We start from the raw sequence: 26,047 nt of genomic DNA, 5'->3' as shown, positions 1-26,047 counted from the left end.
GTCCCCGCACCGCGACGCCGCTCCTGACGACCCCCTGACGCGTCTTGACGCGATCTTGACGGCCGGCCGCAGCTCAGCGGTTTACCACGGTCCCGTGGTCAACCTGCTCCTCCCGCGGCAAGCTTCCCGAGGGAGGACGACGTCTACCACGGGACCGTGGTAAACCGTCAGGACGCGGCGAGGCGGGCGACGGCGGCGGCGACGCGCTCGTCGGTGGCGGTGAAGGCCACGCGCACGTGCTGGGCGCCGCGCTCGCCGTAGAAGTCTCCGGGGGCGACGAGGATGCCGCGCTCGGCGAGCCAGGCGACCGTGTCGCGGCAGCCCTCGCCGCGGGTGGCCCAGAGGTAGAGCGCGCCCTCGGAGTGGGTGATGGTGAACCCGGCCGACTCGAGCGCACGGCGGAGCGCGTCGCGACGCTCGGCGTAGCGACGACGCTGCAGGACGACGTGCTCGTCGTCGGCGATCGCGGCGGCGAAGGCCTGCTGCACCGGGGTCGGCAGCATGAACCCGAGGTGCTTGCGGACGGCCAGTAGCTCGGCGACGACCGCCGCGTCGCCCGCGACGAAGCCGGCGCGGTAGCCCGCGAGGTTCGAGCGCTTCGACGTCGAGTGCACGGCGAGCAGTCCGTCGTGGCTGCCCTCGCAGACGTCGGGGTGCAGCACGGAGACCGGCTCGCGCTCCCAGCCGAAGTCGGCGTAGCACTCGTCGGAGACCAGTAGCGCTCCCCGCTCGCGGCACCAACGGACCACCGCGCGCAGGTGCTCGGCCGACAGCACCTCGCCGTGCGGGTTCGCCGGGGAGTTCACGTACACGAGCGCCGGCTGGTCGGTGAGGCCGTCGGCGACCGGGTCGCCCAGCACGACGCGGGCGCCGGCGAAGCGGGCACCGACCTCGTAGGTGGGGTACGCCAGCGCGGGGAGCACGACGGTGTCGGCGGGTCCGAGCGCGAGCTGCGACGGCAGGTTGGCGATGAGCTCCTTCGAGCCCACGGTCAGCAGCACTTGGTCGGTCGTGAGCCCGGTGACTCCGAGCCGACGCTCGAGCCAGTCGACGGCGGCCTGGCGCACGGCCTCGGGGGCCGCCACCGTCGGGTAGCCCGGCGCGTCCGAGGCTGCGGCGAGCGCCTCACGGGCCACCGACGGCGTGGGGTCGACCGGTGTCCCGATGGAGAGGTCGACGATGCCGTCGGGGTGTGCGTGGGCGCGCTGCTTGGCGTCGGCCAGGGTGTCCCACGGGAAGTCGGGGAAGCGGGAGGAGAGACGGGGTCGGTCCATCAGGACGCTCCTTCGCAGGTGGCCTCGGGGGTGACGCGTCGGGCTGCGCCCAGGAGTCGGGCCCCGCTGGAGGGCCCCGCCGTCACTCCTGGTTCTGCGGGGGCAGCGCGGCGATGAAGGCGTGGTCCTTGTCGATCACGCCCATCTTCGCGGCACCACCGGGCGAGCCGAGGTCGTCGAAGAAGTTCACGTTCGCGTCGTAGTACTCCTTCCACTCCGACGGGGTGTCGTCCTCGTAGAAGATGGCCTCGACCGGGCACACCGGCTCGCAGGCACCGCAGTCGACGCACTCGTCGGGGTGGATGTAGAGCATCCGCTTGCCCTCGTAGATGCAGTCGACGGGACACTCGTCCACGCACGCGCGGTCCTTGACGTCCACACACGGCTGGGCGATCACGTAGGTCACGACGGCTCCTTCGACGGCAACGCTGGTCCGCCCTGGTCGGTGGCGGACCGTCCCAGTATCCCGCCTGGTCGACGGGGCGCCGTACTGAGGTATGCCTCATGAGACGGTGGCGTCGTGGCAGACGTCCAGGACCTTCTCGGCCGACGGGTGACCGTGCGGCACCGGCTCGCCGACGGGAGCGCCACCGACGTCGTCGGTCGCGTCGTCGCGGCCGACCCCACCGGGCTCGTCGTGCAGCGTCGCGACGGGTCCGAGACGGCCGTGGACGCCGGTCGTGTCGTCGCGCTCAAGGTCGTGCCCGACCGCCCCGCCCGCAGCCCCCGCGCGCTCGACGTCGACGTCGACGAGCTGGTCCGGATCACCTCGCGCGGGTGGCCGGCTCCCGAGTCGGTGCCGCTCGGTGCGTGGGAGCTGCGCGCCGCCGGGGCGTTCACGGGTCGCGCGAACTCCGTCGCCGTCGTGGGCGACCCGGGACGGCCCGACGACGAGGCGCTCGCCGCGGTGCTCGACTTCTACACGTCGCGAGGCCTGCAGCCGCAGGCGCAGGTCGTCGTCGACTCCGCGTGGGAGCGCCGCTTCCTCGCGGCGGGCTGGACGGCGCGCACCGACTACCTCGGCGGCGCCGTCGTGCAGGTGGCCGACCTCGGTGACGCCCCGGCCCCTGACGGCCGGGCGACCGTGACGCCACGAGCCTCGGACGCCTGGCTGTCGCGCTACGGCCGGGTCGACGACGTGGAGGCCGCGCGCCGGGTGCTGGAGGGACCACGCACGGTCGGCTTCGTCGAGGTCCCCGACGACGGCGTCCCCGCAGCGGCCGTCGGACGGGTCGTGGTGACCGGCGAGTGGGCCGGCGTGGCCGCCGTCGAGACGCTCCCCGAGCACCGCCGACGCGGTCTCGCCGACGCCGTCGTGCGGACCAGCCTGGCGTGGGCGCACGAGCGCGGCGCGACCCGCGTGTACCTGCAGACCATGCCCGACAACCACGCGGCGCTCGCGCTCTACGCGCCGTACGGCTTCAGGACGCACCACCACTACCGCTACCTCGTGCCCGCCTCCTGAGCTCCGCTGGCCAGCCCGGAGCAACCCACCGCCGGGCGGGCTCCCGCGCAGACGCGACGCGCCCGACCGGCTCCTTGACCCCTCCGAGGAGGTGACGGGAGCCGGACGGGCGGACGTCAACGCCGGACGACGCGGATCGTCAGCGGGACCGCGGCCGAGCCGGTGCGACGGTCACCGAGGTACTCCACGGTGAACTGCCTCGTACCCGTGCTGCGCAGCGGTCGCAGGCGCACCTCGGCGGTCCCGTTGCGCAGCGTCGCCGTGCCGAGGATCGTCGAGCCGAGACGCACCCGCACGGTGCCACCATCGGGCCGGAAGCCGTCGGCGCTCACCCGGACCGGGACGACCGCTCGCGTCCGGTCGACGACGACCTTCCCGCGCGGCGCGGTGGCCCGGACGACGGGCGTGGCCTTGGTGACCGTGTGCTCGACCGTGACGTCGTCGGGCTCGACGGAGTCGTTGCCGGCGTAGAGGACCTGGAGCCGGTGGGAACCGGGCTCGAGCGCCGTTCCGGAGATGCGCACGCTGGCCGATCCCTCGCGCAGCGAGCCGATGCCGACGACCGTGGAACCCGACACGACGTAGACGAGGCCGGAGGCGGCCGGGGCGGCCGTGACCTCTACCGTGCCCTGCGTCCCGAAACGGGTGGGCTCGATCGTGGCGGCGAGGTCGGCCTCGCTCTTCAGCACCGTGATGCGGTACTCCGCCGAGACCGGACGCGTCTCCGCGTCGCCGGCGTACTCGACGCTCAGCACGTGCGTGCCGACACCGAGGTCCGCGGTCCTCAGGGCGATCGTCGCCCGGCCGCCGTCCAGGGTGGCCGTGCCGAGCGCGGTGTCACCGTCGCGCAGCGTCACCTCGCCCGCGGGCACGACGCCCTCGAGGGAGGAGCTCACCCGCACGTCGACGTCGACCACGTCGCCGAGGCGTCGGGTGCGCGGTCCGTCCACCGCCAGCTCGCCGGCGGCCGGGCTCACGTCGAGACCGACGATCGTCGGGTCGTGGTCGCTGGCGCGGAACGGCGACGTGTCGAAGAGGTTGGTGACGTTGTAGTTGAAGCGGCTGTACTCGCGGGCGATCGCCTCGGGCGCGTTGATGCGCCACACGTCGGCCCCACGGACCCGGCGCGTCGCGCTGGGCGAGGCGAAGACGTGGTCGAGCGACCCGAGCAGTCCACCGAACTGGTAGGTGTCCTCCTCGGAGAAGCGGTCGGTCACGTTCGTGAACCCGGCGTCCTCGAGGACCTGCATCGGGTCCTCCTTGGAGTAGGAGTTGAAGTCGCCCGCCAGCAGGACGCGGTCGGTGCCGGCGGACTTCTCCACGTCGTCCACGAAGGCCACGAGAGCCCGCGCCTGACGCACGCGGTCGGGGTTGGACGCACCCTGGCCGTCGCGCTGGTCGGCGTTCTCGCCCGACCCCGAGCCCTTGGACTTGAAGTGGTTCGCGATCACGACGAAGTCGCTGTCGGCCACGCCCTTGGCCCGGAACTCCTGGGCGAGCGGGGCACGGGCGTTGGCGAAGGCCGGGTCGTCGAGGATGCGCGCCTCGCCGGCCGTCTCGACCGTCGAGGTGCGGTAGATGAACGCCGGACGGATGACGTCCTCGCCCGTGCTCGGCACGGTGGTCGGCGAGGCGGCACCCGCCCAGACGTCGGCGCCCGCGTCGGCGTTCAGTGCTGCGACGAGGGTCTGCAGCGCCGTGTCGCGCGGCTGGCCGAGGGTGGCGGAGTTCTCGAGCTCCTGCAGCGCGACGACGTCGGCGCCGAGGCCGTTGATCGCCTTGACGATCTTGGTCTGCTGACGCGCCAGGCTCTCGTCCGTGGCCGCACCACGCGGGCCGTTGTTGGTGCACGAGTTGGTGGTGATGGGCGTGCCGGCACGGTCGCGGAAGTACGTGCAGGTGCCGCGACCGGAGGCGACGTACTTCTCGCCCGTCGTCGGGAAGTAGTTCAGGACGTTGAACGAGGCCAGCTTCAGCTCGCCCTCGACCGGGGCGGGCGTGCGCTCCTGCGCGCGCGTGGCACCGAAGGTGGCCGGGGCGTCAGCGACACCGGTGAGGCGCGTGGTGGGCTGCAGCTTCCAGCCGAAGCGGAAGTCGAGCACGACCGGCGCCACGAAGGTCGTCGGTGCTCCCTGGCGCACCTCGTTGTCGGCGGTCAGCCAGGGCAGCGGGACGTCCTTGCTGCCGTTGACGTAGTTGACGCTCGCCCCGTCATCGAGGGTGATGAGTCGACGGGCGTTGTCGGCCACGAGGTCGGTGTAGGCCTGCGTACGCGGACGCACCACGTCGGTGGGCTGGGGCAGCGGTCGGGTGCCGGCGGCGAGCCCGACCTCGCCGAAGGAGTTCGTGGCGAAGTTGTTGGTGACCGTGTACGCGCCCTGCGGCGCCAGGAGCATGCCCTCCAGCGACTCGCGCTGGGTGTCGTCCAGGGGGAAGGCGACCTCGGCGGCCTTCGGCGCGACGGCCGGCTCGGTCAGGACCGTCCAGCCACCGGCGGGGACGGCGAGCTGGGTGAGTCCGCTGGACTCCTCCACGGTGCCGGTGACCTCGAGGTGGTCGCCGATCTCGACGTCGTCGGCCAGCGCGGCCGACGCCACGAACAGACCCGTGGACGCGCGGTGGGTGTCGACGTCGACGTCGCCCGTGCCCTCGGTCTGGATGTACGCGCCGTCGAAGCCGCCGTCGGGGTAGGCCGCGGTCACGACGCCGCGGGTCGTGACCCGCTGTCCGACGATCGGGCTCGCGGTGCCGGTTCCCTGGATCTCCGCGATCGGGACGACCGGGGCGGGCTCGACCGGGGCGGGCGCGGAGTCGCACGCCGTGCCGCACGCCGTGGGCGTCGGGTCGGCGGCCGACAGGTCGGCCCGGTTGTCGTTCGTGTCGGTGCCGCCGGTGCGGCGGACCGCCTTCGTCAGGCTCGTGCCGGTGGCCGCCGCCGAGCCCTCGAAGGTGGTGGAGCTCCCATACCCGACCAGGTCGACGACGGCGGGGTCGGCGAGCACCGTCGACGGGGCGCCGGTGAGGGGCGTCGTCGTGCGGGTGAGGGCGAGGGTGCCTCCGCCGCCGGCGAACGCGACGGTCGACGCGACGTCCGGCGTCGGCAGGTCGGCCCCCGGGTTGGTGGTCGCGTTGTTGCTGTTCGCGCCGACCAGCAGGGTGCCCCCCGCGGGGACGGTGTGGTCACCGAGGGCGATCACACCCGAGAAGTTCCCGGTGCCCGTGGCGGAGCGGTACTGGACCGACCAGCCCGCGACGTCGACGGGACTCCCGGTGGGGTTGTGCACCTCCACGTACTTGTTCTTGAACGACGCCCCGCTGGAGCCGCCGTTCACGTAGACCTCGTCGATCACGAGGTGGTCGGCGGGTGCCGCCTGGGCTGCCGGCGCCGCAGCGAGCGCGCCGGTGGCCAGGCCGCCGGCCAGGGCGAGCCGGAGCGCACGCGAGAAGGATGATCTGGACACAGGGGTCTCCTGGTTCGAGGGATGGTGTCGACGGTCGGCGGTCAGCGAGAGCGGACCGTGAGCGTGGCGCGGCCCGTCGACGGCTTCGCGAGATCGTTGCCGGAGTAGGAGACCGTCAGGGTCCTGCGGCCGGTGTTCGTGAACGGACGCAGGGTCACCGACGCCTTGCCGTCGCGCAGCTCGCCGCGACCGACGACCTTCGAACCGACGCGCACCACGATCGCGCCGCCGTCGGCGGTGAAGCCGGCGGTGCGGACGGTGACCGCCACCGTGGCCTTGCCGCGGTTGCGGACGACGCTCGTCGGGCGCACGGACGCCGAGGTGGCGGAGGTCGCCTTGGTGACCGTCACCGTGACCGGGACGGTCACCGGCTCGAAGTCGGCGCTGCCGTTGAAGTACACCTCGAGCGTGTGCTCGCCGGGCCGCAGGGCGGTCCGGTCGAGGCTGACGCGTCCCGAGCCGTCGGTGATCGTGCCGACGCCGACGACGGTGCCGTCCGACGTGGAGGCGAAGACGAGACCGCGGGCGTCGTCGTCGCTGCTCAGCTCGATCACGGTGGAGGTGCCGTAGGGCGTGGCGGTCGGCGGAGTCACGGCGAGGCTCACGACGCCCTTGGCGAGGTCGACGGCGGCCGTCGTCGTCGACGTGGCGTGGTCGTCGTCGCCGACGTAGACGATCTCGACGGTGGTGGTGCCGATCGGCAGGCTGGACGTGTCGGCCTCGATGGTGGCCTTCCCGCCGGACAGCGTCGCGGTGCCGAGGACCGTGCCGTCGAGCTCGGCCCGGACCTGACCCGTGGGCTGGGTGCCGGTGGCCGAGGTGATGTCGACGGTGAGGTCGACGGGGGCGCCGCGGCGCGGGTTCTCCTCGACGTCGACCGTGGCGGACGTGGCGGCCTTCTCGACCGTCACGGCGACGGTGCCGGTGGCCTCGGGCAGGTCGGTGTCGCCGGAGTAGACGACGGTCAGCTCGCGCGTGCCGGCACCGATGCGCTCGGTGTCGATGCTCACGTCGGCGCGACCCTCGGCGTCGAGGGTGCCGGTGCCGAGCGTGGTCTCGCCGTCACGGACCTCCACCGTGCCGCTGGGCGCGGCGCCCGGGGCGGTGACCGCCACCGAGACGGTGGCGTCGTCGCCGAAGGCGACCGTGGAGGCCGTCGCCTCGATCGTGGCGCCCTTGATCGAGATCGGCACCGTGACGAGCGTGCCGCTGCGGGAGGCACGGACCTCCAGGACAAGGTCGCCGGCGACCTTGCTGGGCAGCCGGCCGGCGATCGTCGCCGCACCGTTGGTGACGGCACGGGCGCCGAGGTTGGCGACGACACGGTCGCCGTCGAGCAGGCGGGCCGAGACGGACCGGTTCGCCGGGCTGCCCGACGACGTCAGGTCCAGGCGCGGCAGCGTGACCTCGAACGCGCCGCCGGCGCGGTAGGACTGCTGCAGGCCGCGCACCTCGACGGCGTGGCGGGCGAAGGACGGCGACACCGGCTGGTTCTTCGACAGGTAGGTCGTCCAGGCGTCGAGGTCGGCCAGGCCGGTGTCACGACGCGCGCCGGCCGCGAAGGCGCGGAAGTTGTCGCCGCCGGAGGCCAGGAAGCTCGGCACGGCGACGTCGTAGGTCTTCTCCGGCGAGACCTTCTCGCCGTCGACCCACAGCGACGTGATCCGATCGCCCTCCGGGCGGGTGGCGTCGAAGGTGTAGCGGACGTTGTCGGACGTGCCGAGCTGCAGGTAGGCACGGCTGGGCACGGCACCGGCGGCGGTGCGCTGCCACTGCTGCTCGAAGACCGTCTTCAGCTGACGGCCGTCCAGCGTGACGACGAACAGGCTGTTGGCGAACGGCAGCACGGAGACCGCCTCGCCGAAGGTGACGACGCCGTCGGTGTTGGTGCCGCCGGTGCCCGCGAACTCGAGGTCGTCGCGCAGGCCGCCGGGGTTCACGATGCCGAGGTCCACGTCGCGGCCCACCGCCGTCCGGGACACCTCGGAGCGGTACATCTCGGCCACGAGGTTGCCGAGCGTGGACTCGTTGGCGCGGTCGTCGCGCTTCGCACCACCGTCGGCGTAGCCGGCCGTGGTGATGTCCTCGGTCACCTCACCGACCGGGCGACGCCCGACCTCTGTGGCGTTGGCGAGGGCGGCGTCGGTGATCCGGGCGACCTCGGCGACCCGCGGGTAGGTGGCGACGAGCGTCTCGTTGGCGGTGGTGACGCGGGCGACGTTGGCCTGGGTGTGCCCGGTGACCGCCCCGGTCGCGGGGTCGACGGTCAGCTGGACCCGGCCGACGTTCTCGCCGTAGCTGCCGGTCTGGAGCACCGGTCGGGTGCCGGAGCGCCCGGGGATCGGCGCCTGCCACGCGTAGGTCTGGTGGGTGTGCCCGTTGAAGATGGCGTCGACGTCGGGGTCGGTCTTGGTGACGATGTCGGCGAAGGCGCCGCCCTTGGCGAGCTCGCTCTCGAGGGTGCCGCCCGCGGTGGTGCCGTTCTGTGCACCCTCGTGGTAGCTCGCGACGATGACGTCGGGAGCGTCGGTCAGGCGCTCGAGGCGCTCGACCTCGGTGTTCACGGCCTCGACCGGGTCGGTGAAGCGCAGCCCGGTGATGCCGTCGGGCGACACGAGGGCCGGGGTCTCCTGGGTGACCGCGCCGACCACGGCGACGTCGAGGCCGCCGACCTCGAAGGTGGCCGACGGCGGGAGCACCGGTCGACCGGTGGAGGTGTCGATGACGTTGGCCGCGAGGTGCGGGAAGTCCGACCGGTCCGCCACACGGCCGAGGAGGTCGGCGGCACCGCGGTCGAACTCGTGGTTGCCGACCGTGGAGGTGTCCAGGTCCAGCGCGTTCAGCACGTCGAGGGTCGGCCCGTCCTGCTGCACCTGCGAGGGGAAGAGGGACGCGCCGATGTCGTCGCCGGAGGAGATGAAGAGCGTGTTGTCCTCGCCCCCCTGCGCCCTGAGCTGCTCGACCGTGCCGGCGAACTTGACCGTGTTGGCGTCGAGGCGACCGTGGAAGTCGTTGATGTCGAGCACCTGGATGGTGACGGGGTCGGCCGCGGAGGCCGGGACGGCGCCGAGCACCGAGGCGGCGGTGACCGCCGCGAGGGTGGCGGCGGCGCAGCGCAGGACGTTCTTCACAGGGATTCCTTCGACGTTCGGACGGGCAGGCCTATCTGAGGAGGTCGAGGCGTCCCCGCGGGGCCGTCGAGACGACGTCCGGGTGAACCGCGGGCGTCGGGACAGGGCCGACGACCGCCTCTCGCGGTCGCGGTCCGTCACGGTGCCGTCGGTCCCCCCGCACCGTTCGGCGCCGGACCAATGGAGGCATCACACCCGACGCCCTGGCCCGCGTCAATGGGTCGCCGGGTAACGATCAGGTAACGGGAGCGCGGGCCTAGGATCGTGGCCGTGCGTGAGCGTCGGGGCGTCCGGGTCGTGGTGGTGGCGGGCCCGTCGGGGGTCGGCAAGTCCCACCTCGCCGAGGTGCTCGGCTGGTCGGTGCTGCGCCTCGACGACTTCTACCGCGACGGCGACGACCCCCACCTGCCTCGTTCGAGCCTGGGCATCCCCGACTGGGACGATCCCGCCTCCTGGGACGCGGTGGCCGCGGTCGGGTCGATCGCGGAGCTGTGCGCCGCCGGCGAGGCCGACGTGCCGGTGTACGACATCGCTGCGAGCCGACGGACCGGCACGCAGCACCTGCAGGTCGGCGACCGCTTCATCGCCGAGGGCCTGTTCGCGCCGGTCGTCGTGGCGGCGTGCCGCGACGCGGGCCTCCTGGACCAGGCGATCTGCCTGCGCCGGCACCGCCTCGTCACGTTCGGGCTCCGCCTCGCGCGCGACCTGCGCGAGGGGCGCAAGAGCCCGTGGGTGCTGGTGCGACGCGGCTGGCGGCTGAAGAACGACGACGACCGGGTCGTCGCCGAGGCGGTGGCCGCCGGCTGCACGCCGATGACCCCGCGCCAGGCGCGGCGGGCGCTGCGTCGCCCGTCCACGAGATGATCCGAGGACGTCGGGCCCGACGCGGTCCCTGGTGAGCAGCGCGGCTGCGCGCTAGCGTGCCGCCATGACTCGCACGACGTCCCGGGACCGCGTGCCCCTCGCAGTGCTCGCCGCGGTCAGCCTCGCCTTGCTCGCCGCGTGCGGCGGGTCGGGCGACAGCGCGCTCGCCGACGCGTCGGCCTCACCGAGCGCCACTGCCGCTCCCCCGAGCCTCGACCCGTCGGACCCGTGCCCCGCACTGGTCGGCGACGACGGACTCGTGGCTCGCGCGCTCGCGGCTGCGGACGGGCCTGCGGTCGACCGCGGCCCACTGCAGGACGAGATGTTCCGCGTCGTGCTGTCGGGCCCGCGACACCTGAAGGACCCGGTCGGCCAGATCATCGACTACCTCGACGACCCCGCGGCCTACCAGCCTCTGGACGGTGGTGAGGACGACGTCGTCACCCGTGCCGTCCGTCGCGTCGAGTCGGCCTGCTCCTGAGTCCGCGAGCCCGACCTAGAGGGCCGCGTAGCGCGGCTTGATGACGTCGTCGATCAGCGCGAGGCGCTCGTCGAACGGCAGGAACGCGCTCTTCATGGCGTTGACCGTGAACCAGCGCAGGTCGTCGGCGCCGTAGCCGAAGGCGTCGACGAGCAGCTGCATCTCCCGGCTCATCGAGGTGCCGCTCATCAGCCGGTTGTCGCAGTTGACCGTCACGCGGAACCCGAGCTCCTTGAGCAGGCCGATCGGGTGGTCGGCGATGGAGCGCATGCCCGGGACGGCCGACGTCTGGAGGTTCGAGGAGGGGCACATCTCCAGCGGGATGCGCCGGTCGCGCACGTAGGCGGCGAGCAGGCCCAGCCGGGGTCCGCCCTCGGCCGCGAGGTCGATGTCGTCGATGATCCGGACGCCGTGGCCCAGGCGGTCGGCACCGCAGCGCTGGATGGCCTGCCAGATGGACGGCAGGCCGAACGCCTCGCCGGCGTGGATGGTGAAGTGGGCGTTCTCGCGACGTAGGTACTCGAACGCCTCGAGGTGCAGGATCGGCGGGAAGCCGTCCTCGGCGCCGGCGATGTCGAAGCCGCAGACGCCCCGGTCCCGGTACTCGACGACGAGCTCGGCGATCTCCAGGCCGTGCTGCGCGTGCCGCATCGCCGTGAGCAGCTGGCCGACGACGATCGGCGTGCCCTCGGCGGCCGCCTCGGCGCGGCCCTCGTCGATGCCCGCCTGCACGGCCTCGACCGTCTCGGCGAGCGTCAGGCCACCCTGCAGGTGCTGCTCGGGCGCCCACCGCAGCTCGGCGTAGACGACACCGTCGGCGGCCAGGTCCAGCACCGACTCGCGGGCCACGCGGGCGAGGTCCTGCGGACGCTGCATGACCGCGACCGTGTGCTCGAACGTCTCCAGGTACCGCGGCAGCGATCCGGAGCTGGCGGCGTCGGCGAACCACATCCCCAGCTGGTCCGGCGGGGCGGGCAGTGGGTGCCCGACCTCCTGCGCGATCTCGGCGACGGTCGACGGGCGGACGCCACCGTCGAGGTGCTCGTGGAGCGCCACCTTCGGGGCGCGGCGGATCTGGTCGGCGGTCAGGCTCACGCGCACATCGTGGCACGTGCCCGGGAGCGCCCCGGGAGGACCTCAACGGTGATGGCGGTGGCGGAGACGTGACCACGCCACGCCCGGGGTGGCAGACTTCATGGGTCTGCGGCCACCCCCGCGCCCCCTGACGACCTCACCCCGCGTCGTCACCGTCTCATCCGGAGGACTTCATGACCACCCCGTCCGGCACGCCCGACGCTGCCGCGATCCGTGCCGCCGTGGGCCTCGGCGGCACCGACAACACCGCGCTCCGCGCCTTCCTCGAGGGGCTGCCGGCCGTCGACCCCGTCGGCGTCGAGGCCCGCGCGGCCCAGCTCGCGACCCGCTCGATCAAGAAGGACACCAAGCGCGCCCTCATCGACCTGGCCATCTCGATGGTCGACCTGACGACGCTCGAGGGCGCCGACACCCCCGGCAAGGTGCGCAACCTCTGCCGCAAGGCCGTCCAGCCCGACCGGGAGGTGGCGGGCACGCCGTCGACCGCGGCCGTCTGCGTCTACCCCGACATGGTGGCCGTCGCCGCCGAGGCCGTGGCCGGCACGGGCGTCAAGGTCGCGTCGGTGGCCACGGCGTTCCCCGCTGGTCGCTCGTCGCTCGAGGTCAAGCTCGCCGACACCCGCCTCGCCGTCGAGGCCGGTGCCGACGAGGTCGACATGGTGATCGACCGCGGCGCGTTCCTCGCCGGCGACTACTCCACCGTGTTCGGACAGGTCGAGGCCGTGAAGGCGGCCTGCGGGGACGCCCGGCTCAAGGTGATCCTCGAGACCGGCGAGCTCGCCACCTACGACCACGTGCGACGTGCGTCGTGGCTCGCGCTGCTGGCCGGTGGCGACTTCATCAAGACCTCCACCGGGAAGATCGCGCCGGCCGCCACGCTGCCCGTCACCCACGTGATGCTGCAGGCCGTGCGAGACCTCTTCGACCTCACCGGCGTGCAGCGTGCGGTGAAGCCCGCCGGCGGCATCCGCACCACGAAGGACGCCATCGCCTACCTCGTCGCCGTGCACGAGGTCGCCGGGCCGCAGTGGCTCGACCCGCACTGGTTCCGCTTCGGCGCCTCGGGCGTCGTCAACGACCTTCTGCTGCAGCGTCGTACCCAGACCCAGGGCCACTACAGCGGCCCCCGCTACGTCAGCGTCGACTGACCCCGTCGACCGACACCACCGAAGGACCCACCCATGGACCTCACCTACGCACCGGCCCTGGAGTCGGCGGCGATCGCCGCGATCAAGCCGCGGTACCAGCTCTTCCTCGACGGCGCGTTCGTCGACGGCGGCGGCGACGACCTGACCTCCGTCAACCCGGCGACCGGCGAGACCCTCACCACCGTCAGCACCGCGTCCGCGGCCGACGTCGACCGGGCGGTCGCCGCAGCCCGCCGCGCCTACGACGGCCCGTGGTCGCGCATGGGCGGCGCCGAGCGCGGCAAGTACCTGTTCCGCATCGCCCGCGCGATCGCGGAGCGCTCCCGCGAGCTGGCCGTCGCCGAGACCCTCGACAACGGCAAGCCGATCCGCGAGACCCGCGACTTCGACGTGCCCACCGCGGCGCAGCACTTCTTCCACCACGCCGGCTGGGCCGACAAGCTCGGCCACCTGGGCCTCGGTCCCGCGCCGCGTCCGCTCGGCGTGGCCGGGCAGGTCATCCCGTGGAACTTCCCGCTGCTCATGGCCGCGTGGAAGATCGCACCGGCGCTGGCCGCCGGCAACACCGTCGTGCTCAAGCCCGCGGAGACCACGCCGGTCACCGCGCTGATCCTGGCCGAGATCCTCGCCGACGCCGACCTGCCGCCCGGTGTCGTCAACATCCTCCCGGGGGCCGGCGACGTCGGTTCCGCCATCGTCAACCACGCCGGCGTCGACAAGGTCGCGTTCACGGGCTCCACGCCCGTGGGCAAGCGCATCCAGTCCGAGCTCGCCGGCACCGGCAAGAAGCTGACCCTCGAGCTGGGGGGCAAGGGCGCGAACATCGTGTTCGCCGACGCGGCGATCGACCAGGCCGTCGAGGGCATCGTGTCGGGCATCTTCTTCAACCAGGGCCAGGTCTGCTGCGCCGGCTCGCGCCTGCTCGTGCAGGAGTCGGTCGCCGAGGAGTTCCTCGAGAAGCTGAAGCGGCGCGTGGAGACGCTGCGCGTGGGCGAGCCGCTCGACAAGAACACCGACGTCGGCGCCCTGAACAGCCAGATGCAGTACGACAAGGTCACCGGCCTGGTCGAGGTCGGGGCCGAGGAGGGCGCCGGCGTCTGGACCAGCAGCTGCGCCCTGCCGGAGCGCGGCTGGTTCGTCGCCCCGACCGTGTTCACCGACGCGACCGCGTCGATGCGGGTGGCCCGCGAGGAAATCTTCGGCCCCGTGCTGACCACCCTGACCTTCCGGACGCCCGAGGAGGCGCTCGCGAAGGCCAACAACACCCCCTACGGCCTGTCGGCCGGCGTGTGGACCGAGAAGGGGTCGCGCGCGATGGGCATGGCCGCCGGCCTCAAGGCCGGTGTCGTCTGGGACAACACGTTCAACAAGTTCGACCCGACCGCCTCCTTCGGCGGCTACGGCGAGTCCGGCTTCGGCCGCGAGGGCGGGACGGCCGGCATGGCCGCCTACCTCGACACCGACGACGAGGGAGCGCTCTGATGGCACGTCTGACGGTCGCGAAGACCTACAAGCTCTACCTCGGCGGCGCCTTCCCGCGCTCGGAGTCCGGTCGTACCTACCAGGTGCACGACACGAAGGGTTCGCTCATGGCCAACGCCGCGCTCGCCTCCCGCAAGGACGCCCGCAACGCCGTCGTCGCCGCCCGGTCGGGCCTGGCGAAGTGGGCCGGCGCCACCCCCTACAACCGCGGGCAGGTCCTGTACCGCGTGGCGGAGATGCTGGAGGCCCGTCGGGCCGAGCTGGCCGACCTCATCGTGCAGAGCCGGGGCGTGAAGCCGGCCGAGGCGCGCGCCGAGGTCGACGCGGCGGTGGACCGGGTCGTGCACTACGCCGGCTGGACCGACAAGCTGTCGGCCGTCTTCGGTGGCGCGAACGCTGTGTCGGGCCCCTACTTCAGCTACTCCGCGCCGGAGCCCACGGGCGTCGTCGCGGTGGCCGCGTCGTCGGCGTCGCCGCTGCTGCCCCTGGTGAGCGCCGTGCTGCCCGTGCTGGCCGGCGGCAACACCGCGGTCGTCGTCGCGTCGCAGGCCGACCCGACGGTCGCGGTGACGTTCGCGGAGGTGCTGGCGACGAGCGACGTGCCCGCGGGCGTCGTCAACCTGCTCACCGGCGACCAGGCCGAGATCATGCCGTGGCTCGCCAGCCACGGCGACGTCAACGGCCTCGACCTCACCGGCGTGCCTGCCGACCAGCGCGTCGCCCTGGAGCGTGCGGCCGCCGACACGGTGAAGCGCGTCCACTCCCCCCGTCGCGAGCCCGACTTCACCGCCGTCCCCGGCACCGCCCGCCTCCGCGCCTTCCTCGAGACCAAGACCGTCTGGCACCCCGTCGGCGCCGTCTCGCTTGCGGGTGGGTCGGCGTACTGACCGCGTGACCCACGGTGTGTGCGGTTGACGACGATCTCTCGTCGGGCTTTCGTCAGTACCTCCACACAACGCGGGGGCCGGCGGGGGCGTAGGGGGTCTGGGGTTGCTGGTGCGCTGCCGCAGGGGGTCTCGTCGAGCTGGGCTGGGTTTTCGGGGTGCGGCCCGCGTGGGACGCAAGAATCTGCGTTCGTGCGCTGGAACTCGAAGGATTCTGCGTTTGCTACGGGATCCCGTCGTGAACGCAGAAAAGTTCGACCTGACTCGCGTGAGTGCAGAATCTTGCGTCCACCGCAAGCCACCGCCCGAGAACCCAGACCACCGGCCCGCCAGCCGCCCGGTCGAGGCCCTTTCGGAGACCGCACCCAGCGCGAGCCGAGGCAGCGCACGAGCAATGACAGGGCGATCGCAGGCTGCGCAGCAGCAACGGCAGGCCCCCTACGACAGCGCACCAGCAGGACGAGATGAACCGCGCAGTGCACCAGCGGGCCGAGACCCCCGCAGGCGCTGCTCAGCCGGACTGGCTGCCCGCCTCGATGAGGACGGTGACGGTCTCGGCGACGCAGGCGGGCTTGTCCTGACCCTTGATCTCGATCTGGTGGCGCAGGGTGACCTGTTGGCCGCGGTCGGTGTCGTGCACGTCGACGACGCTCACGCGGTTGCGGATCTTCGAGCCGACGGTCACCGGCGTCATGAACCGCACCTTGTTGAGGCCGTAGTTGACCCGGGCGACGTCGCCCGCGAACGCGTACACCTGCGCGCCGAGGAACGGGAGCATCGACAGGGTGAGGTAGCCGTGCGCGATGGTCGCGCCGAAGGGTCCCTCCGCCGCGCGCTCGGGATCGACGTGGATCCACTGGCGGTCACCGGTCGCGTCGGCGAACAGGTCGATCCGCTCCTGGGACACCTGCACCCACTCGCTCACACCGAGCTCGGTCCCCACCGACTCGGCGACCTCCTGCCGGTCGTTCAGCACACGCATGCCCTCGACCCTAGGCCATCGTCACTCGACGCGACCCAGCACGACGTCGCGCGGGACGAACGGACCCGAGCCGACCTCTGCCGCGCCGTCGAGAGCCTCCAGCGCGCGCTCGAACCGCTCCGGCGTGTCGGTGTGCAGCGTCATCAGCGGGGCGCCGGCGCGCACCTCGTCGCCCGGCTTCGCGTGCAGCTCGACGCCTGCGCCCGCCTGCACGTCCTCGCCGGGGCGCGAACGCCCGGCACCGAGGCGCCAGGCGGCGATGCCGACGGCGAAGGCGTCCAGCGACGTGAGCACGCCGTCGGCCTGCGCCGTCACGACGTGCGTCTCGCGGGCGGTCGGCAGCGGGGCGTCCGGGTCGCCGTCCTGCGCGGTGATCATCCGCCGCCAGGCGTCCATCGCGCGACCGTCGGCCAGCGCGTCGGCGGGGTCGACGTCGCCCCGACCGGCCGCGGCGAGCATCTCGCGGGCGAGCGCCAGCGTCAGGTCGACGACGTCCGACGGTCCGCCGCCGGCCAGCACCTCGACCGACTCGCGCACCTCGAGGGCGTTGCCGGCGGTCAGGCCGAGGGGGGTGGACATGTCGGTGAGCAGGGCGACGGTGGTGACGCCGGCGTCCTTGCCGAGGGCCACCATGGTCTCGGCCAGCTCGCGGGCCCGCGCCTCGTCCTTCATGAACGCGCCGGAACCGACCTTCACGTCCAGCACGAGGGCGCCGGTGCCCTCCGCGATCTTCTTGCTCATGATCGAGCTGGCGATCAGGGGGATCGCCTCGACGGTGCCCGTCACGTCGCGCAGGGCGTAGAGCTTCTTGTCGGCGGGCGCGAGGCCCGACCCGGCCGCGCAGATCACGGCGCCGACGTCGTCGAGCTGGGCGAGCATCTCCTCGTTGCTGAGGGCCGCGCGCCAGCCGGGGATCGACTCGAGCTTGTCGAGCGTCCCGCCCGTGTGCCCGAGCCCGCGACCCGACAGCTGCGGCACCGCGACGCCGCAGGCCGCGACGAGGGGCGCGAGGGGCAGCGTGATCTTGTCGCCCACACCGCCCGTGGAGTGCTTGTCGGCCGTGGGCCGGCTCAGCGAGGAGAAGTCCATCCGCTCGCCGCTCGCGATCATCGCGCCGGTCCAGCGGGAGATCTCGTCGCGGTCCATGCCGTTGAGCAGGATCGCCATGGCCAGCGCCGACATCTGCTCCGGCGCGACGACGCCGCGCGTGTAGGCGTCGACGACCCAGTCGATCTGGGCGTCGGTGAGCCGGTGGCGGTCGCGCTTGGCGGCGATCACCGCGGGCGCGTCGAACGGTTCGTGCGTGGTCACAGGGTCACCTCGAGGGACTCGTAGCCGCGCAGCACCCACGTGGGGCGACGCGGAGCGGCGCCGTGCAGCGCGATGGTCGGGAAGCGGTCGAGCAGCCGGCGCACGGTGATCTCCAGCTCCACACGGGCGAGCGGTGCGCCCAGGCAGAAGTGCAGACCCATGCCGAAGCCGACGTGCGGATTCGGGTCGCGGCCGACGTCGAAGGTGTCGGCCGCCTCGAAGGCGGCGGGGTCGCGATTAGCCGAGCCCATGAGGCAGGCGACGGTCTCGCCCGCGCGCACGGTGACGCCCGCGACGTCGACGTCCTTCGTGGCGGTGCGCTCGAACATCTGCAGCGGGGCGTCGTAGCGGATGAGCTCCTCGAGCGCGGTGGCCGCGCTGACCTCGCCGCCCGTCACCCTGGCCTGCTGGTCGGGGTGCGAGAGCAGCGCGTGCATGCCGTTGCCGAAGACGTTCACCGACGCCTCGTGGCCCGCGTTCAGCAGCAGCACGACGGTGGCCACGAGCTCGTCGTCGCTGAAGCCGCCGGCCCGCGTGCCGGCGCCCTCCTCGCGCTCGGCGATCAGGTCGCTCACGAGGTCCTCCCCCGGCTCCGCCCGACGCAACGCGACCACGTCGCGCACGTACGCCGCGAACTCGCTGCTGGCCTGCACCGCTGCCGCGCGGACGTCGTCACCGACGCCCTGCTCGTACATGTGCACGATGGCCTGCGACCAGTCCCGCAGACGCACGTGGTCCTCGCGCGGCACGCCCAGGAGGTCGGCGATGACGAACACCGGCATCGGCTCCGCGTAGCGGGCGAGCAGGTCGACGGGACGTCCCTCCCGCAGGTCGGACTCGAGGTCATCGAGCATGGCGTCGGCGAGGGTCTCGATGCGCGGAGCCATCCGCTCGACGTGGCCGCGTGCGAACGCCCCGGCGAGCAGGCGCCGCATGCGCGTGTGCTCCGGCGGCTCGTTCTCCATGAGCTGGTTGCGGTGCAGCGTGTTGAAGGGCTCCATCTGCTCGGCCGGCTCCCAGTCGGTCCACAGCCGGCCGAGCGCGCGGTTGCGCAGCACGGCGCTGACGGCCGAGTGGGTGGTGGCCACCCAGCGTCCCTCGCCGCTGCGCAGCATCGGCCCGGCGGCCCGCCACTGCGCCAGCAGCGGGTACGGGTCGTCGAGGAGCGCGGGGTCGGTCAGGTCGGGTGTGGGCAGGTCGAGCGCTGCGCTCACGCGGGGTTCTCCTGGTCGGGGGCGTCGGGGCCGCTGCTGCCGTCGGCGGCGGCGTCGAGGTCGCTGCTGTCGAAAGCGTCGGGCAGGACCTGGTCCATCGTGACGACGCCACGGGCGGTGAGCAGCTCCATGGCCGGCCCGCCGTTCTCCCACAAGAGCTGCCGGCAGCGGCCGCACGGCATGAGCGGACGACCCTGGCCGTCGACGCACGCGACGGCACGCAGACGTCCGCCACCGGTGGCGTGCAGGGCCGAGACCATGCCGCACTCCGCGCAGAGCGCCACGCCGTACGCCGCGTTCTCGACGTTGCAGCCGAGCACGACACGACCGTCGTCGACGAGCCCCGCCACACCGACCTTGTACTGCGAGTACGGCGCGTAGGCGCGCTGCATCACCTCGGTGGCGTACCGGGTGAGCGCGTCCCAGTCGACGGGGTCGTCGGCGGTGCTGATGCCGAGTCCGAACGAGCCGGCCACTAGCCCGCACTCCCCTTGCGGTAGGGCTTGCCGTCCGCAGCCGGCATCCGCAGGCGTTGCGAGAACAGGGCGAGCACCAGCAGCGTGGTCAGGTAGGGCGTCATGCCCGTGAGGTCCTCGGGCACCGAGCTGGTGAGGAAGTACCAGAGCGCCACGACGACGCCCAGCAGCGCGGCGACCAGCGCCGAGCGGCGGCCGTGCTGACGCCACTGCCAGATCGCCAGGGCGACGAGCCCGACGGCCACGAGCAGCAGCAGGCCGTGGATCGTGTCGCCACCACCGCGCAGGCGCAGCGTGTCGGTGTAGCCGAACAGGCCGGCACCGGCCAGCAGCCCGCCGGGACGCCAGTTGCCGAAGATCATGGCGGCCAGGCCGATGTAGCCGCGTCCGCCGGTCTGCCCGTCACGGAACCCGTTGGCGGCGACCAGTGCGAGGAACCCGCCCGCCAGACCGGCGAAGGCGCCGGACGTGACGACGGCGACGAACTTGTAGCGGATCACGTCGATGCCGAGCGACTCGGCGGCCGCCGGGCTCTCGCCGACCGACCGCAGGCGCAGGCCGAACCGCGTGCGCCACAGGACGTACCAGGTGAGCGCGAACAGGGCCAGCGAGATCAGCGTCAGGACGCTGAGGTTCGAGACGAGCGCACGCAGGAGCGCGGCCGCGTCGGACACGAGGAACCAGTTCTTCGCCTCGAGGTCGCCGAGCGGGTCGGCGAGCGCGCTGATCGTGATCGCCGGCAGGTCGTCGACGCGCGGCGACTGCGTCTGCCCACCTCCGGGGACGCCCGTGAACGCCAGGACGGCCAGGTACTGGACCGCGCCGAGGGAGATGATGTTGATCGCGACGCCGGAGACGATGTGGTCGACGCCGAACAGGACGGTGGCGATCGCGTGCAGCAGGCCGCCCGCGGCACCCAGCAGGATCGCGCCGAGCACGCCCTGCCACGGTCCGTAGAAGTACCCGAAGTAGCCGGCCCCGAACGTGCCGAGGATCATCATGCCCTCGAGGCCGATGTTGACGACGCCCGCACGCTCGGCCCAGAGACCGCCCAGACCGGCCAGGCCGATGGGCACGGCGGCGACCAGCGTGGCGCGCAGGGTGCCCGACGACGCGAGGTCGTCGGCGCCGGTGACGACGCGCAGCACCGCCAGGAGCAGGAGCAGCCCGGCCAGGCCGAGCAGCACCTTGGCGAACGAGACGCGGGAGCGGCCCGCGGGGGCCGTCGGCGCGCCGCCGACGGGAGGGGTGGCCACGCTCATCGCCGCACCTCCGTGGGAAGAGCACGGTACGGAGGTGCCGCGCTGAGGTGTTCGTGGATCACTCGCTGGCGCTCGCTCATCGCCGCACCTCCGTGGGAAGAGCACGGTACGGAGGTGCCGCGATGAGGTGTTCGTGGATCACTCGCTGGCGCTCGCTCATCGCCGCACCTCCGTGGGAAGAGCACGGTACGGAGGTGCCGCGATGAGGTGTTCGTGGTTCCCTCGCTGGCGCTCGTTCATCGGTCTGCTCCCTCCGTGGTGGCGCCGGTGCGTCGTTGGGCGTCGAGCGCGGCGGCGACCTGGCGCTGCTCGAGGCGCACGCCGTAGCGACGCACCACCTCGTAGGCGATGACGACGGTCAGCACGATGACGCCCTGCGTGATCTTGACGATGTCGGGCGAGACGTCCTGCAGGATCTGCAGCGGGTTCGACTGCTCGTCGAGGAAGGCGAAGAGCAGCGCGCCGAGCGCGATGCCGACGGGGTGGTTGCGGCCGAGCAGCGCGATCGCGATACCCGCGAAGCCCAGCCCGGACTGGAAGGTCGAGCCGTACGCGAACGCCTCGCCGAACAGGATGGGCAGGCCCACCAGGCCGGCGGCGGCACCGGAGAGCAGCATCGAGACGAGGATCATCTTCTTCACGTCGATGCCGGACGCCACGGCCGCGGTCTCCGACAGGCCCGTCGCCCGCAGGTCGAAGCCGAAGCGGGTCTTGTTGATCACGAGCCAGTACACGACGCCGACGACGATCGCGATGAAGACGAAGCCGTACACCTCGTTCGGCGACCCGGGGAAGAGCGTGAACCCGGGGATGCGGCTGCCCTCGGGGATCTCCTTCGTCGCGGTGATGTTGGAGCCGGGGTCGTTCACGGCGGCCTTGCGCAGCAGGAAGGCCACGAGCGCCGTCGCGATGGCGTTGAGCATGATCGTCGAGATCACCTCCGAGACGCCCCGCGTGACCCGCAGCAGGCCCGCGATGCCGGCCCAGGCGGCACCCACGAGCATCGCGGCCAGGATGGCGGCGGCGGTGTTGAGCCAGCCGGGCAGCCACGCCTCGCCGGCCACGACCGCGGCGGCGAACGACGCGACGCGGTACTGGCCGTCGACGCCGATGTTGAAGAGGTTCATCCGGAAGCCGATGGCCACCGCGACGCCCGAGAGGTAGTAGACGGTGGCGCTGTTGACGATGTTCGTCAGGCCGCGCGCCTCCGGGATGCTGAGGATCTGCCCCCACACCCCGCCCACGGAGTCGCCCGCCACCACGAGCACGAGGCTCGTGATGAGGAAGGCCGCCACGAGGGCGAGCGCGGGCGCAGCGACCGCGAGGCCGATGCGCTTGAGTCGCTGGTCGGTCATGCGACGTCTCCTGCTGCGTCGTCGCCGGCGCCGGTCATGGCCGAGCCGAGCTGCTGGGGGGTCACGGTCGCCGGGTCGAACACGTCGGGGACGAGACGGCCGCGCAGGATCACGCGGATGGTGTCGGACAGGCCGATGAGCTCGTCGAGGTCGGCGGAGATGAGCAGCACCGCCAGGCCGTCGCGGCGGGCCCGCTTGATGTGGTCCCAGATGGCGGCCTGGGCGCCGACGTCGACGCCGCGCGTCGGGTGGGCGGCGACGAGCAGGCTCGGCTCGCCGGTCATCTCGCGACCGATGATGAGCTTCTGCTGGTTGCCTCCCGACAGCGCCCGGGCCAGCACGTCGATGCCGGGCGTGCGGACGTCGTACTCCTCGACGATGCGCTGGGTGTCGGAGCGGGCGCCCTTTCGGTCGATGAAGGGGCCGGAGACGTTGGGCTCGCGGGTCTGGTGGCCCAGCACGCGGTTCTCCCACAGCGGCGCGTCGAGCAGCAGCGCGTGGCGGTGCCGGTCCTCGGGGATGTACCCGATGCCGGCCTCGCGGCGCCGCCGCGTCGACAGCCCGGCGAGGTCGGCGCCCGACAGGCGCACGGAGCCGGTGGCACCGGGACGCATGCCCATGATCGCCTCGACGAGCTCGGCCTGGCCGTTGCCCTCGACCCCGGCCACGCCGAGGATCTCGCCACGGTGGATCGTCAGGTCGACGTCGGACAGGAGCGGACGGCCGCCGGTGCCGGCGAGCCCGGTCGTGGGCGCCGGCAGCGTCAGGTCGCGGACCTCGAGCACCGGCTGGTCGGTCACCGTCGACGTCTCGGTGCTGGGGCTCGGCAGCTCCGAGCCGACCATGAGCTCGGCCAGCTGGCGCGAGGTGACGCCGGCAGCGGGACGGGTGTCGACCGTCGTGCCGCGTCGGACCACCGTGACCGTGTCGGCGACCGAGAGCACCTCGTCGAGCTTGTGGGAGATGAAGATGACCGCGAGGCCCTCGGCCTTCAGCTCGCGCAGGTTGTCGAAGAGCTCGTCGACCTCCTGCGGGACGAGCACGGCCGTCGGCTCGTCGAGGATGATCACCGACGCCCCGCGGTAGAGCACCTTGAGGATCTCGATGCGCTGGCGGGCGCCGACGCCGAGGTCCTCGACGAGCACGTCGGGATCGATGTCGAGGCCGTACGCCTCGGACAGGCGCCGGATCTCGGCGCGGGCCGCGTCGCCGATGCCGTGCAGCTTCTCGGCACCCAGCACGACGTTCTCGAGCACCGTGAAGTTGTCGGCCAGCATGAAGTGCTGGAAGACCATGCCCACGCCCGCAGCGATCGCGTCGGACGGGGAGCCGAGGTCGACGGGACGGCCCTGGATCTCGATCGTCCCGGAGTCCGGCTTCTGGACGCCGTAGAGGATCTTCATGAGCGTCGACTTGCCGGCACCGTTCTCGCCGACGATGGCGTGCACGGTGCCGCGGCGGACGTCGATGTCGATGTCGTGGTTGGCGATGACGCCCGGGAACGTCTTGCCGATGCCCCGCAGCCGGACGACGACGTCGCCGGTCTCGGGGTTCGTGGTGCCGTCGGGGACGGACGTGGTCACGCAGCACTCCTCTGCGGAGGGCCCGACCGTCGGCCGGGCGGGTGTCAGCGGGGTCGAGCAGGTCGGACGAACGGGTCACGGTCCGGCCCCACGCTCGCGCGCAGGGCCGGACCGCGTCAAGCCGTCAGGATCGCAGGGATCCTCGTCACTCGCTGGGGACGGTGATGGAACCGTCCACGATCTGCTTCTTGTACTCGTCCAGCTTGCTGGCGATGTCGTCGACCTGGCCACCGGTCTTGGAGTAGCCGACGCCGTCGACCTTGAGGTCGTAGACGGTCGGGCCGGTCGGCACCTTGCCGTCGGCGACACCCTGCAGGTAGGAGAACACGGCGACGTCGATGTTCTTCAGCATCGAGGTCAGGATGACGTCGCGCACCGACGGGTCGGCCGTGAGGGCCTGGTCGGAGTCGACGCCGATCGCCTTGGCGTCGGCGTCCTTCGCGGCCTCGAACACACCCGCGCCGGAGCCGCCGGCCGCGTGGTAGACGATGTCGGCACCCTTGTCGAACATGCCCTCGGCGGCGGTCTTGCCCTTCGCCGGGTCGCCGAAGCCGCTGAAGTCCGGCGGCTGCGTCAGGTAGCGGCTCTGGATCTCGATGTCGGGGTTGACGGCCTCGGCGCCCGCCTCGTAGCCGACCTCGAACTTCTTGATGAGCGGCGTCTCGACGCCACCGACGAAGCCGATGTTGTCGGACTCGGTCTTCAGCGCCGCGGCGGCGCCGACGAGGAAGGAGCCCTGCTCCTCGGCGAACAGCAGGTTCGCGATGTTGTCGCCCTCGACCGCGTCGTCGACGATCGCGAAGTTGACCTCGGGGTTCTCCTTGGCGATCTTGCCGACCGCGGAGGAGTACGCGAAGCCCACGGCGATGACGGGGTTGTACCCGGCGTCGACCAGCTGCTGGAGGCGGCCCTCGCGCGCCGACTCGGCCTCGCCGTCCTGCGCCTCGGCGGTCTGCACCTCGAAGCCCAGCTCGCACTCGGCCTTGTCGAGGCCCTTGGCGGCGGAGTCGTTGAACGACTGGTCACCGCGACCGCCCACGTCGAAGGCCATGCCGACCTTGGTGTCGACCTTGGCGACGCAGTCCTTGCCGCTGGCGCTGCTGTCCTCGCTGTCGGTGCTCTTCTTCGCGCAGCCCGCACCAGCGAGCACGAGCGCGGCCACGCCGGCGACGGCGGTGACCTTCGTGAGACGACGCAATGTTCCTCCTCAGACTTCGCCGGCGAGCCCGGCACGCCTGCACCCTAACCGCGCGCAGGGTCCCGCGGGAGGGCCTCGGGGCGATTGCTCCGGGCCGTAACCGGATCGTCACCTTGCCAGGTCGGCGGGGGCGCGCTAGTGCAGCGTCGAGCAGGCCAGGACCTTCGCGCCGACGGCGATCGCGCGCTCGTCGATGCGTAGGTTGCCCTGGTGGAGGTCGTACGTGGGGCCGTCCGGCGTGCGGGTGCCGAGCCGTCCCATGGCGCCCGGCACCGCCTCGACGTACCAGGCGAAGTCCTCGCCGCCGAGGCTCTGGCTCGTCGTCGCGACGGCGGCGGGTCCGATGGCGTCGGAGACGGCCCGTCGCAGGACCTCGGTGACGCCGAAGTCGTTGACGACCGGCGGGACGCCGCGCACGTAGGTGACGTCGGCGCTGACGCCGAACGGCTCGATGATGTCGGCGATGAGGCCGCGGACGAGGTGCTCCGCCTGGTGCCAGGCGGCGGAGTCGAGCATGCGCAGGGTGCCGCTCAGCTCACCCGTGGAGGGGATGACGTTGGGCGCGTTGCCGGCGCGCACGGAGCCCCAGACGAGGCTCGCGCCGGACCGCGGGTCGAAGCGGCGCGAGAGCACGGCGGGCAGCTGGGTGACCAGGCTCGCGAGGGCGTAGGTGAGGTCCTCGGTGAGGTGCGGTCGCGACGTGTGCCCGCCGCGACCGGAGAGGGTCACCTGGATCCGGTCGGACGCGCCGGTGATCGGACCCTCGCGCAGGCCGACCTGGCCGACGTCGAGCGAGGGGTCGCAGTGCAGCGCGACGATGCGGGAGACACCACGCAGCACCCCGGCGGACAGGAGCCGCAGGGCACCACCGGGCATGACCTCCTCGGCCGGCTGGAAGATCAGCCGCACGCGGCGGGGCAGACCGCCCGCCTGGTGCAGCTCCTGCAGCGCGACCGCGGCACCCACCAGGGCCGAGACGTGGACGTCGTGGCCGCAGGCGTGGGCGACGCCCGGCACGGTGGAGCGCCAGGGGTCGGACGTCGTGTCGTCGACGGGCAGCGCGTCGAGGTCGGCGCGCAGCGCGACGATCGGCCCCTCCTCGGGCCCGACCTCGGCGACCAGCCCGGTGCCCTCGAACCGCTCGTGGACGAGACCCAGCTTGTCCATCCAGCCGGCCACCACGTCGGTGGTCCGCTCCTCGTGCCACGACAGCTCGGGGCTGGCGTGCAGGTCGCGGCGCAGCTCGATCAGGTCGGGCGTGACGACCTCGATCGAGCGGGCGATGGCTTCGACGGACATTCGGCCAGGATAGTCCCGCCCGGCACGTCCCGCGGGACGTGTCCGCCGAGCGGCCGTCGTCGTCCCGGTCGGCGCGCCGACA

General features: G+C 72.6%; 20 protein-coding genes. 6 read left to right on the top strand and 14 right to left on the bottom strand.

Annotated elements, in window-relative coordinates:
• Positions 1-167: 167 nt before the first annotated feature.
• The gene (gene dapC, locus Aeryth_RS04150) at positions 168-1,274 is read right to left on the bottom strand and encodes a succinyldiaminopimelate transaminase (protein ID WP_067855047.1); all 1,107 of its coding nucleotides are present in this window, start codon (positions 1,272-1,274) and stop codon (positions 168-170) included.
• 82 nt (positions 1,275-1,356) lie between these two features.
• Entirely contained in the window at positions 1,357-1,680 is a 324-nt protein-coding gene (gene fdxA, locus Aeryth_RS04145) for a ferredoxin (RefSeq protein WP_067855044.1), read from the bottom strand.
• Positions 1,681-1,794: 114 nt separating this feature from the next.
• Here fdxA and Aeryth_RS04140 point away from each other — a divergent pair, with 114 nt between their 5' ends.
• Positions 1,795-2,739 carry a GNAT family N-acetyltransferase gene (locus Aeryth_RS04140; protein ID WP_083516244.1) on the top strand — a complete coding sequence of 315 codons (945 nt, stop codon included), beginning with the start codon at positions 1,795-1,797 and terminating at the stop codon, positions 2,737-2,739.
• Positions 2,740-2,855: 116 nt separating this feature from the next.
• On the opposite strand, the gene Aeryth_RS04135 is transcribed toward Aeryth_RS04140, so the two are convergent.
• Complete coding sequence (locus tag Aeryth_RS04135; RefSeq protein WP_067855038.1) at positions 2,856-6,200, bottom strand: ExeM/NucH family extracellular endonuclease; 3,345 nt, start codon at positions 6,198-6,200, stop codon at positions 2,856-2,858.
• Between the two features lie 41 nt (positions 6,201-6,241).
• Positions 6,242-9,331 (bottom strand): Ig-like domain repeat protein, encoded by a 3,090-nt coding sequence (locus Aeryth_RS04130; RefSeq protein WP_067855036.1) that lies wholly within the window; start codon positions 9,329-9,331, stop codon positions 6,242-6,244.
• 270 nt (positions 9,332-9,601) lie between these two features.
• Here Aeryth_RS04130 and Aeryth_RS04125 point away from each other — a divergent pair, with 270 nt between their 5' ends.
• Both Aeryth_RS04125 and Aeryth_RS04120 read left to right on the top strand, forming a co-directional pair.
• On the top strand, positions 9,602-10,195 hold the full coding sequence (locus tag Aeryth_RS04125; protein ID WP_083516569.1) for an ATP-binding protein: 594 nt from the start codon (positions 9,602-9,604) through the stop codon (positions 10,193-10,195).
• Between the two features lie 64 nt (positions 10,196-10,259).
• Positions 10,260-10,676 carry a hypothetical protein gene (locus Aeryth_RS04120; protein WP_144433657.1) on the top strand — a complete coding sequence of 139 codons (417 nt, stop codon included), beginning with the start codon at positions 10,260-10,262 and terminating at the stop codon, positions 10,674-10,676.
• A 15-nt stretch (positions 10,677-10,691) separates the two neighbouring features.
• On the opposite strand, the gene Aeryth_RS04115 is transcribed toward Aeryth_RS04120, so the two are convergent.
• Entirely contained in the window at positions 10,692-11,771 is a 1,080-nt protein-coding gene (locus Aeryth_RS04115) for an adenosine deaminase (RefSeq protein ID WP_202967706.1), read from the bottom strand.
• Between the two features lie 173 nt (positions 11,772-11,944).
• Here Aeryth_RS04115 and deoC point away from each other — a divergent pair, with 173 nt between their 5' ends.
• The 3 genes from deoC to Aeryth_RS04100 are packed head-to-tail and all read left to right on the top strand — an operon-like array spanning position 11,945 to position 15,288.
• On the top strand, positions 11,945-12,919 hold the full coding sequence (gene deoC, locus Aeryth_RS04110) for a deoxyribose-phosphate aldolase (protein WP_067855023.1): 975 nt from the start codon (positions 11,945-11,947) through the stop codon (positions 12,917-12,919).
• Between the two features lie 33 nt (positions 12,920-12,952).
• A complete protein-coding gene (locus tag Aeryth_RS04105) occupies positions 12,953-14,401 on the top strand; it encodes an aldehyde dehydrogenase family protein (RefSeq protein ID WP_067855019.1) in 1,449 nt (482 codons plus the stop codon).
• The gene (locus Aeryth_RS04100; protein WP_067855013.1) at positions 14,401-15,288 is read left to right on the top strand and encodes an aldehyde dehydrogenase family protein; all 888 of its coding nucleotides are present in this window, start codon (positions 14,401-14,403) and stop codon (positions 15,286-15,288) included. The genes Aeryth_RS04105 and Aeryth_RS04100 overlap by 1 nt, the downstream gene beginning before the upstream one ends.
• 508 nt (positions 15,289-15,796) lie before the next feature.
• On the opposite strand, the gene Aeryth_RS04095 is transcribed toward Aeryth_RS04100, so the two are convergent.
• The 9 genes from Aeryth_RS04095 to Aeryth_RS04055 all read right to left on the bottom strand — a co-directional run bounded on the left by Aeryth_RS04095 (position 15,797) and on the right by Aeryth_RS04055 (position 25,965).
• Positions 15,797-16,267 (bottom strand): MaoC family dehydratase, encoded by a 471-nt coding sequence (locus Aeryth_RS04095; protein ID WP_067855010.1) that lies wholly within the window; start codon positions 16,265-16,267, stop codon positions 15,797-15,799.
• Positions 16,268-16,288: 21 nt separating this feature from the next.
• The gene (locus tag Aeryth_RS04090; protein ID WP_067855004.1) at positions 16,289-17,578 is read right to left on the bottom strand and encodes a thymidine phosphorylase; all 1,290 of its coding nucleotides are present in this window, start codon (positions 17,576-17,578) and stop codon (positions 16,289-16,291) included.
• Positions 17,575-18,792, bottom strand: a complete 1,218-nt coding sequence (locus tag Aeryth_RS04085) for a cytochrome P450 (protein WP_236749813.1) — start codon at positions 18,790-18,792, stop codon at positions 17,575-17,577. Before Aeryth_RS04085 ends, Aeryth_RS04090 begins: the two co-directional genes overlap by 4 nt.
• Positions 18,789-19,268 carry a cytidine deaminase gene (locus Aeryth_RS04080; RefSeq protein ID WP_067855001.1) on the bottom strand — a complete coding sequence of 160 codons (480 nt, stop codon included), beginning with the start codon at positions 19,266-19,268 and terminating at the stop codon, positions 18,789-18,791. The genes Aeryth_RS04085 and Aeryth_RS04080 overlap by 4 nt, the downstream gene beginning before the upstream one ends.
• Entirely contained in the window at positions 19,268-20,530 is a 1,263-nt protein-coding gene (locus Aeryth_RS18170; protein ID WP_067854998.1) for an ABC transporter permease, read from the bottom strand. Before Aeryth_RS18170 ends, Aeryth_RS04080 begins: the two co-directional genes overlap by 1 nt.
• Positions 20,531-20,766: 236 nt before the next feature.
• Entirely contained in the window at positions 20,767-21,885 is a 1,119-nt protein-coding gene (locus Aeryth_RS04070) for an ABC transporter permease (RefSeq protein WP_067854995.1), read from the bottom strand.
• Positions 21,882-23,468: an ABC transporter ATP-binding protein gene (locus tag Aeryth_RS04065; RefSeq protein ID WP_067854992.1), complete on the bottom strand. Its 1,587-nt coding sequence runs from the start codon at positions 23,466-23,468 to the stop codon at positions 21,882-21,884. The genes Aeryth_RS04070 and Aeryth_RS04065 overlap by 4 nt, the downstream gene beginning before the upstream one ends.
• Positions 23,469-23,613: 145 nt before the next feature.
• Positions 23,614-24,666, bottom strand: coding sequence for a BMP family lipoprotein (locus tag Aeryth_RS04060; RefSeq protein ID WP_067854990.1), 1,053 nt, complete (start codon positions 24,664-24,666; stop codon positions 23,614-23,616).
• Between the two features lie 135 nt (positions 24,667-24,801).
• Positions 24,802-25,965, bottom strand: a complete 1,164-nt coding sequence (locus tag Aeryth_RS04055; RefSeq protein ID WP_067854987.1) for an amidohydrolase — start codon at positions 25,963-25,965, stop codon at positions 24,802-24,804.
• Positions 25,966-26,047: the final 82 nt, after the last annotated feature.

It is taken from the genome of Aeromicrobium erythreum (assembly GCF_001509405.1).
In the GTDB taxonomy this organism is placed as follows: domain Bacteria; phylum Actinomycetota; class Actinomycetes; order Propionibacteriales; family Nocardioidaceae; genus Aeromicrobium; species Aeromicrobium erythreum.
The sequence above is the reverse complement of the archived record's forward strand: the minus strand, read 5'-3'. Positions and strand labels throughout refer to the sequence as shown.

What these genes read in the sequence shown, in the direction of transcription:
- dapC (WP_067855047.1), bottom strand. Translation starts at nt 1,274, where the DNA reads ATGGACCGACCCCGTCTCTCCTCCCGCTTCCCCGACTTCCCGTGGGAC.
- Aeryth_RS04120 (WP_144433657.1), top strand. Translation starts at nt 10,260, where the DNA reads ATGACTCGCACGACGTCCCGGGACCGCGTGCCCCTCGCAGTGCTCGCC.
- deoC (WP_067855023.1), top strand. Translation starts at nt 11,945, where the DNA reads ATGACCACCCCGTCCGGCACGCCCGACGCTGCCGCGATCCGTGCCGCC.
- Aeryth_RS04105 (WP_067855019.1), top strand. Translation starts at nt 12,953, where the DNA reads ATGGACCTCACCTACGCACCGGCCCTGGAGTCGGCGGCGATCGCCGCG.
- Aeryth_RS04100 (WP_067855013.1), top strand. Translation starts at nt 14,401, where the DNA reads ATGGCACGTCTGACGGTCGCGAAGACCTACAAGCTCTACCTCGGCGGC.
- Aeryth_RS04095 (WP_067855010.1), bottom strand. Translation starts at nt 16,267, where the DNA reads ATGCGTGTGCTGAACGACCGGCAGGAGGTCGCCGAGTCGGTGGGGACC.
- Aeryth_RS18170 (WP_067854998.1), bottom strand. Translation starts at nt 20,530, where the DNA reads ATGAGCGTGGCCACCCCTCCCGTCGGCGGCGCGCCGACGGCCCCCGCG.
- Aeryth_RS04070 (WP_067854995.1), bottom strand. Translation starts at nt 21,885, where the DNA reads ATGACCGACCAGCGACTCAAGCGCATCGGCCTCGCGGTCGCTGCGCCC.
- Aeryth_RS04055 (WP_067854987.1), bottom strand. Translation starts at nt 25,965, where the DNA reads ATGTCCGTCGAAGCCATCGCCCGCTCGATCGAGGTCGTCACGCCCGAC.